The organism is Microcoleus sp. FACHB-831, assembly GCF_014695585.1.
GTDB lineage: Bacteria > Cyanobacteriota > Cyanobacteriia > Cyanobacteriales > FACHB-T130 > FACHB-831.
The window spans coordinates 59959-74613 of record NZ_JACJON010000057.1 but is presented as its reverse complement, the minus strand read 5'-3'; the positions used below and the strand labels follow the sequence as shown (position 1 = coordinate 74613).

10 protein-coding genes are annotated in these 14655 nt (G+C 45.1%); 4 read left to right on the top strand and 6 right to left on the bottom strand.

Annotation, left to right across the window (positions count from 1 at the left end; translation table 11 throughout):
• Window positions 1-523 precede the first annotated feature (523 nt).
• Both H6F77_RS14945 and H6F77_RS14940 read right to left on the bottom strand, forming a co-directional pair.
• Window positions 524-1699, bottom strand: coding sequence for a hypothetical protein (locus tag H6F77_RS14945; RefSeq protein WP_190489482.1), 1176 nt, complete (start codon window positions 1697-1699; stop codon window positions 524-526).
• A gap of 239 nt (window positions 1700-1938) precedes the next feature.
• Window positions 1939-2643 carry a hypothetical protein gene (locus H6F77_RS14940; protein WP_190489481.1) on the bottom strand — a complete coding sequence of 235 codons (705 nt, stop codon included), beginning with the start codon at window positions 2641-2643 and terminating at the stop codon, window positions 1939-1941.
• 113 nt (window positions 2644-2756) lie between these two features.
• On the opposite strand from H6F77_RS14940, the gene H6F77_RS14935 reads away from it, so the two are divergent.
• Both H6F77_RS14935 and H6F77_RS14930 read left to right on the top strand, forming a co-directional pair.
• Window positions 2757-4364 carry a DUF2079 domain-containing protein gene (locus tag H6F77_RS14935; protein ID WP_190489480.1) on the top strand — a complete coding sequence of 536 codons (1608 nt, stop codon included), beginning with the start codon at window positions 2757-2759 and terminating at the stop codon, window positions 4362-4364.
• Window positions 4365-4749: 385 nt separating this feature from the next.
• Window positions 4750-5940: a glycosyltransferase family 4 protein gene (locus tag H6F77_RS14930; protein ID WP_190489479.1), complete on the top strand. Its 1191-nt coding sequence runs from the start codon at window positions 4750-4752 to the stop codon at window positions 5938-5940.
• Between the two features lie 186 nt (window positions 5941-6126).
• On the opposite strand, the gene H6F77_RS14925 is transcribed toward H6F77_RS14930, so the two are convergent.
• The 3 genes from H6F77_RS14925 to H6F77_RS14915 form a co-directional block, all read right to left on the bottom strand.
• Window positions 6127-6813, bottom strand: a complete 687-nt coding sequence (locus tag H6F77_RS14925) for a metallophosphoesterase family protein (protein WP_190489478.1) — start codon at window positions 6811-6813, stop codon at window positions 6127-6129.
• A 20-nt stretch (window positions 6814-6833) separates the two neighbouring features.
• A complete protein-coding gene (locus H6F77_RS14920) occupies window positions 6834-9449 on the bottom strand; it encodes a TIGR03960 family B12-binding radical SAM protein (protein WP_190489477.1) in 2616 nt (871 codons plus the stop codon).
• Between the two features lie 172 nt (window positions 9450-9621).
• A complete protein-coding gene (locus H6F77_RS14915) occupies window positions 9622-9960 on the bottom strand; it encodes an STAS domain-containing protein (RefSeq protein ID WP_190489476.1) in 339 nt (112 codons plus the stop codon).
• A gap of 536 nt (window positions 9961-10496) precedes the next feature.
• Here H6F77_RS14915 and H6F77_RS14910 point away from each other — a divergent pair.
• Complete coding sequence (locus H6F77_RS14910) at window positions 10497-10691, top strand: hypothetical protein (protein WP_190489475.1); 195 nt, start codon at window positions 10497-10499, stop codon at window positions 10689-10691.
• A gap of 823 nt (window positions 10692-11514) precedes the next feature.
• Here H6F77_RS14910 and H6F77_RS14905 read toward each other — a convergent pair.
• On the bottom strand, window positions 11515-11964 hold the full coding sequence (locus H6F77_RS14905) for a hypothetical protein (protein WP_199321348.1): 450 nt from the start codon (window positions 11962-11964) through the stop codon (window positions 11515-11517).
• A 1-nt stretch (window position 11965) separates the two neighbouring features.
• Between H6F77_RS14905 and H6F77_RS14900 the strand changes: the two genes are divergently transcribed.
• Window positions 11966-14266 carry a pentapeptide repeat-containing protein gene (locus tag H6F77_RS14900; protein ID WP_190489474.1) on the top strand — a complete coding sequence of 767 codons (2301 nt, stop codon included), beginning with the start codon at window positions 11966-11968 and terminating at the stop codon, window positions 14264-14266.
• The last annotated feature ends 389 nt before the right edge of the window (window positions 14267-14655 follow it).

The following is a 14655-nucleotide window of genomic DNA, read 5'->3' as shown; positions in this document are numbered from 1 at the left end:
TAGCTTTTCTTTTTTTTGGCATTGCTTACCAGCCAGAATTGGTGAACCAAATTATCAGCAACGATGCCACGCTAAGGGCAATTATTTGCAAAGCAATAGTTTCCATTAGCCACCGAATAGCCACGATCGTTTTCATAACTCCCTACCACCACTTTTGGGCTTACTATAATCCCACGTAATCCCAACTATGCACCACTTTTTTATAATACTTGGTGACTAAAGCCTGTAAGGGAAGGTGACAATACTCCTTAATATAGGTGATGCTTGTCACTTATTCTGGTATTATTTAACTCCTCTAAGACGCGATACATCAATAGAGACAGATATTTTTTGCCGTCTCTATTGATGATTCTAGTTTTACACCTTAGAAAATTTTGGTAAACACAGGAAGCGTGTTGTTGATTTACCCCCTACACATGGGGATGAAACGGTCAAAAGTCTTGAAGCGGATAGCTTTTATTTTACATAACAACCTTTAGCTGCTTGGCTGCGGCTGGAAAGCTTGGCATTTTTGATTTGCTTATCAGCCTTGTGGCAAAGAGAGATTGCCAACACTTGCCACCACTTGTTTAATAACGTTCAAGTCGATATTAAACTTAGCGGCAATTTCTTCCATCACCTGCGTTTCGGGAGAAGTGCTTACCCCATCCATCTGAGAAATTCGGCAACATTGAGCCAAGAGGGGTATAGCGAAATCGCGGTTGAGTTTATTAATTAGCGTATCTAGAGGCTGAGGTGAATTGATATTAGCAGCAATAGTTTCCAAAGAAGTAGGGGTGAGGTTAAGAGCAGCTAATTTTGGTTTAATATCTTCCCAAGACGTATTGGGATTGGTTGCCAAGATCATGTTGACCAAAATTTGGTCGACGATCGCTTGTTGGGCGATCGCGCCTTCTAGATAATTCTCGCTTTGTTCCTTAAAATCTTCTACCGTCGGCTGCGAAGTCGGTGTTTTCAACTTAGCTTCATAAAACCGACAAGCTGCATACCCCAGCGCATACAGCATTACCGCATTAGAACTAGCACCAATTACCGCACCAGCCATCGGCACATTTCGCAGCAAGCCCAAACCCACCTTAACAGCCCTGCCGCCACCCAAGGCCAGACCAAAAATTGCCAAAACTTCACCCTTACGGTCTGGATCTTGCAAGTTAAGCCCATAGGCAGCAGCAATCTGATAAACCATTTCCGCCTGCATTTGCGTAGTAGTCACCAAATCCACAGCCAGCAGAGCCGCCGCCTGACCGGGGATCAAGCTAGTAGCCATCCCCACACCGCCAGCATACATCGCTTTTTCCACCATGATCCGGTGAGCTATTTGGCTTGGCGACTCGTTGGGATGCTCTTGCTGTAGCTTTCTTAGGGCAGCTTCGGCTTTTTCCAGATCTACGCGGTCGGTCGCCTTCAATATCCAATCTAGCTTCAAAGCACCGGAAACTTTACGCAGGACGGCGTTATCGGTTACTTTCGTAACTGCCTGCCCTGCTCCTTTAGTCCCTTGCTCTAGCACCCGTTGCATTTGTTTGGCCGCAGCTTCTACCACACCAGAGACTTTCCCAGCGACGGCTTTGGCAGTTTCGGAGGCTTTGGAGAAAATTGCACCGCCTGCGCCAGTTACTTTTTTCACTACTGAGGCTTTTTGTGAAGGTGAATTTCCCTCTTTTGTTAGCTCAACTGCTTGCTGCTGTTTGCCGTCCATTGATGCAACTCCAATAGAAGCTGGTAATTAATTTCAGCTTAATACTAAGTTGCACTAAGGCAGCCAGAGCGCGTTTCCCTCTCAAGAGACATTTTGCCTAATTTTCCCTAGTGGGGGCCGAAATTACCCGCGCGATCGCACCCCCGTTTATACCAATGGGCTTTGGGCTTGCGGGGTTGAAGTTCTGCAACTACCTACTGGCGAAGCTTCCAAAATCAAAATCCAATATGCTATTTTCTCTAGCGATTAGCTGAAGGCGAAGACTGCAAAATCTTTCCGTCTAGCTTACGCGCCACATCACCTACACCAATAGTCGGCTTATTACCGTTGACGTAAGTAACTACCGTAAATGCTCCAACTGCATTTCTGCGAAAAACTGCTGCATCCATACGCAACGGCTGACCTTGCATATCTACTGCTAGCGTCAAGCCAGTCGATGCATTAGCCAAAGAATATAGCTCGGTCAGGGGTTGATAATCCACAACCTTAATTCCTTGGTAAGCCTGTAGCATTTGTTGTAGCCTGGTCTTTAGCTGTTGCTGCACTTGTGGTTGCTGCAACTGTTGCAGACTCGCATCAAATTGCGCCTGTCCTGCGGTATCGGGGAGTTTTCCAGTGAACGCGACGATGAGTTGGAAATTCTGCGGATTGACGAAAGCCGTGAATTTATCCGGTTTCACGCTCTGTTGGCTGACTTGTTGTACAAGAGTTTGAAACTGGGAGGCAATTTGAGCGGTTATCTCAGGTGGAAGTTCTTGGAACCCAGGCGGCAAATCTTCTAGAGTCAGAGTCGCATCTGTTGTTTTTGGTGGTGTTTCTGACGGCGACACCTGTTGTTGTGCAGTAATCTGGGGAGCGCCAACCAGGGGAGAAGTAACCGCGGGACTAGCAGCCAGCAGCGTACCAGCCAACAAGCCTAAAATTAAGGATAACTTCTTAGCCATTGAGATATATGAGCCAGGGGATTTATAGAAACTACCACGTTACTAAGGTGCGGGCTTGAGTTACTCCACCTTTAGTGAGAGCCTTAAAAATATGATTGACCTGTGAGTGAGTGATGTTGTTGAAATTGCAAAAGCATCCAAGTCTGAGGCTGGCGATCGGGGCGGCGATCGCATTTTTTTTCTTCACCCTAATTTTTACCCTGCACCGACACTACACCTTTAATTCCTCTTACGACCAAGGAATATTCAATCAAGTCTTCTGGAATGGCATTCACGGTCGCTTTTTTCAAAGTTCTCTCTCCTCGCAGCTATCTACCAACGTCGTCCACAGCGGCGAAGTACCAACAGTTTATTACCACCGATTAGGCCAACACTTCACCCCAGCTTTATTACTCTGGCTGCCGCTGTATGCTCTGTTCCCCTCACCAGCAACTTTAACTGTATTGCAAGTTACCCTCGTCACTGCTGCTGGTTTAGTTCTTTATGCCCTAGCTAGACAGCATCTCGAACCGCCGCTAGCAGTAGCGATCGCCATCAGCTACTATTGCGCCAATGCCGTCCTCGGCCCGACTATGTGCAACTTCCACGACATCTGCCAGATTCCCTTGTTTACATTTGGGCTGTTGCTGGCAATGGAAAAACGGTGGTGGTGGCTATTTTGGGTGCTTGCTGTGTTAATTCTATGCGTGCGGGAAGATTCAGGAGTCGGTCTTTTTAGCGTCGGTTTCTACATGATATTGAGCAAACGCTATCCTCGAATTGGCCTTGCTGTCTGCACCATTAGTTTTGCTTACATGATCGGCCTCACTAATCTAATCATGCCGCTATTTTCTAAAGATATTTCCCAGCGGTTTATGATGGAAAGATTTGGTCAATATGCCGATGGCGACGAAGCTTCTACCATCGAAATTATCTGGGGAATGGTTAGCAACCCTTGGCGTTTAATTGTAGAGTTTTTCACGCCCTTAGATCGCACCATTAAATATTTTCTCGGTCAATGGTTGCCGCTTGCATTTGTACCAGCAGTATCGCCAGCTTCTTGGATGGTGGCTGGGTTTCCTCTACTAAAGCTGCTTTTAGGTAAAGGAACTTCAGTTTTAGCCATCAATATTCGCTATGCCATGACAGTAGTACCGGGGCTATTTTATGGAGCAATTATCTGGTGGTCAACGCATCCAGAAGTGTTTAAAAAAGCTTGGGTGCGTCGGCTTTGGGCAACCTGTCTCGTTCTTTCTCTGATTTTTACCATAACTTCCAACCCTAATAAAACCTTTTCTTTCCTGATTCCAGATGCAGTTGAACCCTGGGTTTTTACACCGTTAAACCAGCAGTGGAGCCACGTACCACCTACACGGTCATTGTTAGCTGAAATTCCGCCAGACGCTAGCGTATCTACTACTACCTTTCTAGTTCCTCATCTTTCAAGCCGCCGCGAAATCATCCGATTGCCAGGTTTGCAGCTACGCAATGACGCCAAAGAAGTCGTGAATGTAGACTATGTTGTTGCAGACCTTTGGCAGCAAAAGCAAGTATCTGGATTTAAGCATGAACGTGAAGCTTTAGAGGCCCAAGTTACTGCGATTGACCAGATAACTGCCAATGGGGAATATGGCATCGTCGGCTTAAAAGATGGCGTCATTCTTTTGCAAAAAGGAGCCGCATCTAATCCCGAAGCAAACACAGCTTGGGTGACATTTAGGCAAGAAATATTGTCAAGCTGATTTTCTTGGATGATACTAAGCGATCGCACTTAGAAACTCATCCCCTTCTACTAACCATCCGCATTCGCACTGACGTAATCGACTGGAGCAGGTGGCAACATTAATGGCACGCATTTACCCTTGCATGACTCAGGGAGTAAAAAACAGCATACTCTAGAGTGTTTTTACAACTAAACCCCTCTGTCAGCCTATCAGCTTGCCAATTACTTATCAAATTGTTGGGGAAAAACAGGGCGCTGGACTGAAGTATATTTATAAACCTGGTCTTGAGTCAAAGTTCGTAATTAACGCTAAAATTCTGGCTCATCCAGTTTGGTACAATTTCCAAATTAAGAAATATGTCACACTGTAGAAATTTGTAAATTTATTATGGGGGCTGGGGCTAATGAAGATTTTGGTACTCACTTGGGAGTTCCCGCCGCGCCTTGTGGGAGGAATTGCCCGCCATGTGGCGGAGTTATATCCAGAACTGGTTAAACTGGGGCACGAGATTCACCTGCTGACGGTGGAATTTGGTCAAGCGCCTTTATACGAGTTGGTAGAAGGCATACATATCCATCGCGTGCCAGTCGGTTATGGTAACGACTTCTTTCATTGGGTAGTGAACCTCAACCAAAGCATGGGCATGCACGGCGGTAAGCTGATGATGGAAGAGGGGCCGTTTGATTTGATCCACGCCCACGATTGGCTGGTAGGCGATGCAGCGATCGCGCTAAAGCATACTTTTAAAGTACCGCTGATCGCCACTATCCACGCGACAGAATTTGGCCGTTACAACGGCATCTATAACAACGACAGCACCTATATCAGCGGCAAAGAAAAGCTTCTCGCCTACAATGCATGGCGCATTATTGTATGCAGCCAATATATGCGGCGAGAAGTGGAACGAGTATTAGAAAGTCCTTGGGATAAAATTGACGTTATTTATAACGGCATCAGGCCAGAAAAAAAACCGCGTTGGCAAGACTTTGATGCTTGGAACTTCCGCCGCCGCTATGCAGAAGATAGAGAGAAAATTGTCTATTACGTCGGTCGAATGTCCTATGAAAAAGGCGTCTCAGTTCTGCTAAATGCTGCTCCCAAGGTGATTTGGGAGATGGGAGGAAACGCCAAATTTGTAATAATAGGCGGCGGTAACACTAACCATCTCCAGCAACAAGCTTGGAACTTGGGAATCTGGGATAAATGTTACTTCACGGGATTCATGTCCGACGATGAGTTAAATAAATTCCAGACAGTTGCCAACTGTGCCGTATTTCCCAGCCTCTACGAACCTTTTGGCATTGTGGCGCTGGAAAGTTTTGCCGCACGGGTTCCAGTAGTGGTTTCCGACACGGGGGGTTTACCAGAAGTCGTGCAACACACGAAAACTGGAGTTGTTAGCTCTACTAATAACTCTGAGTCCCTGGCTTGGGGCATATTGGAAGTGCTAAAAAATCCAGCTTATGCACAGTGGTTGATTGACAATGCCTATCAAGATTTAGAACGGCGGTTTAGTTGGCCAAAGTTAGCTCAACAAACGCAAGCAGTTTATGACAGGGTAGTAGAAGAGCGATCGCACGTTCATTGGGAATAATTCCACTACATTTTAAATTTTGGATTAGGTGTAGCGCGGATATTAGTCATCATTTTAGTTGTAGGTTGCTTTGGCAATTTGGTAAATTTGCCCGTTAATTAAAATTGAACATAAATTTAATTTGATAGCAAGTCTATAAATTTTATAGATTTGCTTGATACGCTGCATACAAATTTTTGTGCTTAACTACCGCTGTTGGAATTCATCAATCCAAGCTGTGCGCTGTTCGCCTGCTTGATTTGCCTGCCAAACTCTGCCACTCGTTACATCCAGACAAGTCAACCAACCTTTTCCATAAGCCCAAGTATCGATGCAGATAGCGTGACCAATATTTACAGGTAAACCGCTTTTTTGGCTCGTGTGTCCGCAAACCATAGTTTTGCCGGAAAAATGCCGTTCTGAATTCTCGAAGGAGTCCCAAAACAGCATATGGTCGGGTTGAATTGCTAGAGGCAAATTGGGATCGGCGTTAGCGTGGACGAAAAAATGTTGGTCAGTTTCGTACCACTTTAAGCATCTATTCTCTAGAAAATCCCAGTGATTATCTGGCACATCGGCTAGCTTACCGCGATCGCCACATACAGAGTAAGAAGCCAGTGTCGCGTCCCTCCCGCAACCATAAAGCCACGTAAATTCCTCCCCACGAGAGCGAACGTTCAGTATCATTTGCTCGTGGTTCCCTCTTAAAGCCACAAGTTGCCCAGTATCGTGCAGTGTTATCAGCCGTTCGATTACACCCTTTGAGTCTGGCCCGCGATCTATATAATCGCCAAGAGTAATTAAGCGATCGCTCGGTTGCAAATTCACAGCCGCAAGTAGCGTATCAAACGCAGTCGTGCAGCCGTGAATGTCGCCAATCGCAAGTATCCGCATACGTGCAGTCTTTGTGCCGATCAGTCTTTCAATATTAACTGCTGTCGATGACTGTGCAACAACTGAAACTCTAACCCAGCAACTTGTTCGAGCATCAAGATGATATGCTCTGGTCGCAGAAGAGTACCATCACTCTGACAGCTACCCACATAACGCAGAATAACAGCCTCTTCTTCTTGGCGTCTAGGCGGTTCCTTAACCTCCAACTCAAACAAGCGATCGCGCATATTTACCTGATATTTCTTACCAGACTTACTGGTTTGCTCGATCAATATTTCATCCCTCGCCGCGATCGCATTCACCCATTCTTCCCACTGCGCTGTTGAAGCCTCCGACTCAACTGCAACCGTAATTAAATACTCCGCTTTTTCCAAAAGCTGATTAGCCGAAGCAGCCTTCAAATCAACATCTTTCACGCTATAAACTGGGATATTTGCCGGAAGTTGGGCGGCGAACTTCTCGCGGAAAGTGTCAGCATCGATCGCAGAAGTTAATTCAAAATCCACAATTTCCCCAGCGCTAGTCGAACCAAGCGACAGTGCGCTAGCAATAGAAATCCGGGGATTGGCGCGAAACCCGTTAGTGTAAGTAATTGGTAACGCCGCGCGTCTGATTGCACGTTCAAACAAGCGTACTAAATCCAAGTGGCTAACCAGCGCCATATCGCCCAGTTTGCCAAACCAAACCCGCAGTCGTTGTGCCTTGGTGTTGTTCGCTACAAATTCCCCAGCAAATTTCGGTACTGGCGGTGGCTCGATAACAATATTGTGACCGAAGTCGATACCGCAAACGCCACAGTGGGAACAGCCATCAAAAGAGCAATCGGGGACTGTAGCTGCTTCTAGCGCTCGTTGCAAGTCGGCTTTTAGCCAATTTTTGTCAATGCCAGTATCTATATGATCCCAAGGAAGGGGGGCATCAAGTAAGTCATTACTGCTACCTTCCATCACATTCCATTCGCCATTTTCGACTTGACGGTATTTCCAGGTTAGACCAGATTCGGCGATCGCTTGTCCCCAAGCTGCATATGCTCGATCTGCACTGTCAAACCAAGAATCCATACCCGCACCCAATTCCCAAGCGCGACGCACAACGGAAGCTAAACGCCTATCACCCCTCCCGACAAAATCTTCCATTGCCGAAATTCGCACGTCGGTGTAATTCACCTTAACGCCCTTCATCCCGCGAAATTCTTCTTTTAGCAACTTTTGCTTCCGTTGAAACTCGGCTGTTGATACAGAGTGCCATTGAAACGGAGTATGCGGCTTGGGCGTAAAGTTGGAAATTGTCAAATTGAAATGCAGCCGCTTTCTACCAACTGCACGACAGTTCTGGTGCAGCCAGCGCACAGTTTCGGCAATTCCCAGTACATCTACATCAGTCTCGCCGGGTAAGCCAATCATAAAGTAGAGCTTAATCTTATCCCAGCCTTGCTCGAAAGCTGTCTTAACTCCCCTTAGCAGTTCCTCGTTAGTCAACCCTTTGTTGATAATGTCCCGCATCCGCTGGGTTCCAGCTTCTGGGGCAAAGGTTAGTCCGCTTTGCCGAGTACCGCCAAGGATGTTAGCAATGTTTTCATCAAATCTGTCTACCCGTTGGCTGGGTAGGGAGAGGGAAATATTCTCGTCTTTAAGTCGATTTCTGATTTCCATCCCTACTGCTGGTAGTGCCAGATAGTCGGAACAACTTAGGGAAAGTAGGGAAAATTCGTTGTGCCCTGTTGCACGCATTCCCTTTTCAATTGCTTCAATGACTTCCTCTGGTTCTACATCTCGCGCCGGACGAGTGAGCATTCCAGGTTGGCAGAAGCGGCACCCCCTGGTACAACCTCGCCGGATCTCAATTATCAGGCGATCGTGTACTGTTTCGACGTAGGGAACTAGCCCAATGGAGTAAGCTGGCATCGGGGCTGCCACGCGCCGGACTATGCGTTTTGGTACATCTGGGCGGTTTGGATGAACAGAGCCATCTTCGGCCATGTCGTAAAATCTTGGCACGTAGACGCCGGGAACTTGAGCCAAATCAAGTAGTAATTCTTCGCGACTCAGCCCTGCTGCTTTTCCTTCTTGCAATACTAGGCCAATTTCTGGCAGCAATTCTTCGCCATCTCCCAGCGCCATGAAGTCGAAGAAGTCTGCATAAGGTTCTGTATTGGATGTGGCTGTCTGTCCGCCTGCAAAAATTAGCGGTAATTGTTCGTTCCCATGCCCGATGCCCGATGCCCAATTCTGCCTTTCTTTCCAAGTAAGGGGAATCCCGGCTAAGTCGAGCATTTCTAGGATGTTGGTGGCTCCCAGTTCGTAGCTAAGACTGAAGCCTAAAATATCAAAATCTGTGAGGCTGCGCTTATTTTCTACAGCAAACAGAGGTGTCTGTGTGGTTCGCAATTTTACAGCCAAGTCTGGAGCGGGTAGGTATGCGCGATCGCACAGTTGTCCGGGTTGGGCGTTCAGTATGTTGTAGAGAATGATATGCCCTAAATTAGACGCACCCACTTCATATACTTCTGGATATGTTAATACCCATCTCACCTTGGCCGCATCCCAGGGCTTGTGTACGGATCCTAACTCGTTGCCTAAGTAACGAGCAGGCCGCAGAATGTCCGGTGTTAATAATTTCTCAACTGCAACTGTCACAGCCTTCCCTCGCTTTTGCTTGCTCTACTTATGAGCCTATCTTATCAATCGCGGGAGACAGAGGACTGCTACGCGAGCGATCGCTCAAGAGCGAAGGTTTGGGCGCGTAGCATACAACAGCTGGCTATAAAGGCAGTCTTTTCTTTCAAACTAGAATCCGGATTTCAAGTTTTTATGCTGCGATCGCTGCTTCAAAAGTGGTTTTATTTTCAAAAATCTCAAACACTTTGTCTAGTTGAGTCAGCTCAAAAATAATTCTCAGCGATGGTGACACTGAGCATAAGCTAAACCTACGATTTAGACTATGCGCCATGCGTAGAGACGAAACTAATGCCATCAGCCCAGCGCTATCTAATGACTCCACTTTAGCCATATCTACCAAGACAATACTATCCTGCGTTGATGAAATAGCTGTTGTAAGTTGACGTTGAAACTCAGGCGCATTAGATGCATTAACATGACCCTGAGGCTGAATTGTAATAATATTGGGGCGGATAAGCGTACTTTGCATGACCACTTCCTAAGTTTTGCTAGAAACTCTAAAACGCTATGGGATTCTTAGACGATAATCGTTAATTTTTGTATTGCCTATAGCCTGAAGAGATATTTCGCCATATCTTCATTTAAACCCTACGCTTCTTAAATTTTTCTATAAATTTCTAAATTAAGTGTCAATTACTACTAAATTTTTTCTACTTATATCATATGCACTCTAGCTGTGCATATTTTGAAGTTAGCTGCTTTCAGGATAAATCCAACCTTGGACAGATGACTCAAAATTTAACCTGCCGCTAGCCATAAGTTAGAATTTTTCCTATCCTAAACCATATTACCTGCAAGGCTGGCGCTTTTCTAGTGCTTTCCTTATTAGATATTCTAGGTATATATCTTAAAGTTGATGCAAAAATATTTATAGCGAACATAATTAATGCAAATAATATGTAATGGAAAAACAGTGATATGGATCACTCTGGGGGAAGCTGTAGATCACTTCTTTACCCCTATATCTAGAAGAGAATTTAATAGAAAGCAGTTGTATCAGTTTCTATGAGAACTACATACGTTATTCGGCAGCTGGTAGAAAAAGCTCTCTATATTAAGAAATTAACTCCCGATATAGAGAATGAAATAAACTATGAACTCACTCGCTTGGGTTACATATCAGATGTAGATTTTGAGGCGCTAGAACTCCTCATGGCAGAAATGGACGCCGGGAGGATTCAGCTGGTAGCAAGTATCTAAGCCTTGCGCCAACTTATAGTGACTCTAAGTAGTTAGATAGTCCTAGCGATCGCAGTATTGGCAAAAATTTGCTTGTCAAAAAGCAAAAAGTGACGGTTAGCGTCGAGACAAACCATCAAAACTCGACCTTATACGCTTAGACTTTTGGTGCATCTGTATAAATAATTAGCCGAAACGGTAAAGAGTGTAATTGTTGTTACATTTTTCCGGATTATGGTGAATTCGGCGTAAACTTTGACAACTGTTTAAAGAAAATTTCCCTATAGTTATTTGCCGATATTAACTGCAAGTGCGATCGCCTAGTTGCCAAAAAGGTTGACCTTATTAACATGGCAGCGTCCCCTCTACAGAAAGCTACCGCAGTGCATTTGATTAAGGCAAGGTTAAGGCAATTCATAGAGCGATCGCCAATTGCTTAGCTCATAAATATACCCCATAAGCTGTTTCCTATTTAATTTGCCTACAGGCAATGTTTAAAAGCCTTGAAGCGCATAGCTTTTGTTTTTGCTTACCCAGCAAACGAAAGACTAACCTAAGCTACGGCTGAATTGATGGAAACGTCGCTTTGATGTCTCAAGCTAGAATCTGGATAGTTCCACAAAACCCATTCACAATAAAATTCAGACTTTCGTAGAGATAGGGCATTAAACCTTAATTTCACATAGGGCTAATTTGGCATCATCCTACTACTTGGAAATGATAGCGTAGCGGGTGAATAGTTCTTATGCATTGCCATCGCCATAAGGAATAAACAGATGCTGTGAATACAATGCATAAGAAACGCTGCCATTTGCGATCGCCCGATATTTTTGGACTTTTGTTTTTAGATTTTAGATTGAAAATCGCTCTGGTTAGCTTGCCAAACCTGGCGAACAAACCAATTGAGTTGAGTCTGCGCCGTTTGGCTGTCGCAAGTATCCAGCATAGTTAATAACGGAATAACTTCCGTATCAAGTGCTGGACGGAACAGAGAAATCGGCCAAAGCAGATCTGAACCCATACGCAAATCGTAGATAGCGGACTCTTGGGGCATGGGAAGATTACCCGTTCCCAAGCTGGCTTCAACTGGGAGTAATGCCAGCATCAAAGGACGCACCCAGCACACCTGTCGCGACGTTACAACTTGAACAACTTCTGCGTACAGGCGACCATTTTCATGCTCTAAACAAACAATCTGGCAAGGCTGAAAGTTATGGTTTGAACCGATTGAAGCTTGCTTCACGGGATATTTGGCATAGTCTGGTTGTTTCTCTATTCTAGAAAAAGCAAGCAAAATGCCTATGAGGGGTATAGAGCGATCGCGCCTTAAAAATAAAAATCTGCATCTCGCCACCCACATCGATATGAGTACTCAAAAATCGTTAGCAGAACGTCAAGCTATTATCGACAAAATTAAAAAGACACAAACAGACAACTTTTTAAGGGAGGCGATCGCTGCTGGTTTAAATCCCGCCTTCGACCTCGCTTGGACTGATTTAAGCGGTGCTGACCTAAGCCGTGCGGATCTGCGGTGGACAGACTTAGAAGGTGTTAATTTCAAGGATGTCAACTTTCGCGATCGCCAAGATCACTATGCCAAGTTAAAAGGTGCCTTTTTGAGGGGTGCTTTGCTAAGTGATGCCGATCTAGAGAATATCAACCTGGAGAATGCCAACCTCGGCTTTGCCGACCTCAGCAATACTAAGCTAGGGGGTACGGGGTTTGAAAGTTCGTACAATCTACGGGATGCGAACCTAACTAATGCTAATCTAGACGCCCCCTGTTTAAACGGTGACACTCTCAGCGATGCCAAGTTCAGCGGCGCTGACTTCCGACCTCAACAGGACTATGAGTATTATGCCGAGTTAGAAGGTGCTAACCTCACTGCTGCTAACTTGAGCCGTGCCGACTTGGAGTTTGCCAAGATGGATAATGCGTGCTTGGTAGATGCAGACATGGAAGGCGTCTGCTTAAAAGAGGTCTGGCTGAACGGTGCTAACCTGAATAGTGCCTACTTGGTAGATGCGAACCTAGCAGGGACACAACTAGATTACGCCAACCTGGTTGATGCCGATCTCAGTGGTGCTAACTTAAGTCGAACTTCCTTAATGCAGGCTAACCTAAGGCGTGCCTGCTTGGTAGATGCAAACTTGCAAGGGGCAGATTTTACCAGAGCGGATCTACGTGGTGCGGATCTGAGTGGTGCTAACCTAAGTGGAGCTTACTTAGTTGATGCTGACTTAAGCGGTGCCAACTTGGGGAGAGCAAATCTCAATAATACTTATTTGAATTGTGCCGATCTAAGGTTTGCCAATTTAGTAGGCGCTAATCTGCTGGATGCCAAGTTGGCTGAGGCTGACCTGAGTGGTGCCACACTGGATGATATTTGCGATGAATATCCCAGAAAAGCGGAAGAATTGACCGATGAGACAAAAGCTTTAGCGCCAGTAATTAGCGAAAAATGGAAAGCGCTTGCTAGTAAATCTGGACAGAGCGATCGCCAACAAGCCGCTAACTCCATCAAAGCTATCTACTCGCTACTTGGCAAACCCGAACCTGAAATAATTTTTTGTGACAGTCCAGTTGTCGCCTTGAGGTTCTTTCTCAGCAAACTCGCCGCTAACTTAGGACTCCTAGAAGAAGAATTCGGCAATTCTTTGGGTAACATTCCCAAGCAAAAACTGTGGAAACCGTTACTAAGGCAAATACGGAAGCAACTTGGGCAATCCCTATCAAAGGCACTAGAAAATAATTTAGGAAATAAAATCGCCCAGGAATTAAAAAAGCACTTGCGAAGCCAACTTTCGCCGCATCTCTGGGAGTTGGTGGTAACTCCGCTTGGGGAAGAAAACTGGACAAAACTGGGCGAGGAAATTTGGCGAAAAGTAAGCGCCTTTTTAGATAACTGCATTTGTCCCGAATCCTTGGCTGATATTGGAGCTTTATTTGACTTTCAAATATCGGTTTTAAACGCTAGAGGCGATACCGAACAGTGGAAAGCATTTGAGTCGATAGTCAGTAACTGTGGCTGGCTTTTTGCTTTTGACAAAGTTTGCCTCGCGTGCGATCGCCCCTTCAAAATTAATCTCGATAACGAACAACGACTCCACGCTGAAGGCGAAGCCGCAATTAAATTTGCCGATGGTTACAGTCTTTACTATTATCACGGTGTCTCCTTACCAGAAAAATATGGCAAAGTACGCCCGCAGCATTGGCAAACTGAATGGTATTTAGAAGAACCCAATATTCAACTCAGACGAATTTTAATTGAAGTAATACCTTCCCACAAATTGCAAGCTTCATTGCTTTTACACGAGCGTAACGCCGAAATGCGCCGCAACTTAATTCGGAAAATTGGTTACGCTAGAATTTGTCAAGAATTACAAGCAATAGAATTAGATACATATCTTGAATACGCGCTCTTAAAAATTGATGCTAATCTCGATAGAGAACAAATTTATATATTAAAAATGACTTGCCCCAGCACGGGAAGCATTCACGCATTGCGCGTACCGCCTAATATGGCCTCGGCGCGAGAGGCAATTTGTTGGGTAAATTGGGGAATTGCTCCAGAAGAATTTAGCGTGCAAACCTGAATGGAGCCTGCGGTTGGCTTGATACCGTAATATTTAATTTTTGTTTTTAAATTGCCGATTCTGATTATTAGTCGGCAGTTGAATAGGAATTATTTTCAAATTTTGATATTATCAAGTATCTCCAGCCCATACAAAAGCGGCTGCAACCAGAACATTCCTGTAAAGCTGTCTCCACTATGAGGGACAAGCATATAACTGGTATGTGCCATCATATAAATTGTCAAAAATCAGTATTTCCATATACTTTAAAAAATTATTTGCACTTGGTTAAATTGACAGTCAGCCTCTTTTGATTAAAATGCCAGAACTTTTGAAATCAAAAAGTTTTTATACAATCCAAACCTGGATGTTTAAAAACCCGCATCTATTGCCAGCACTACCATATCTGA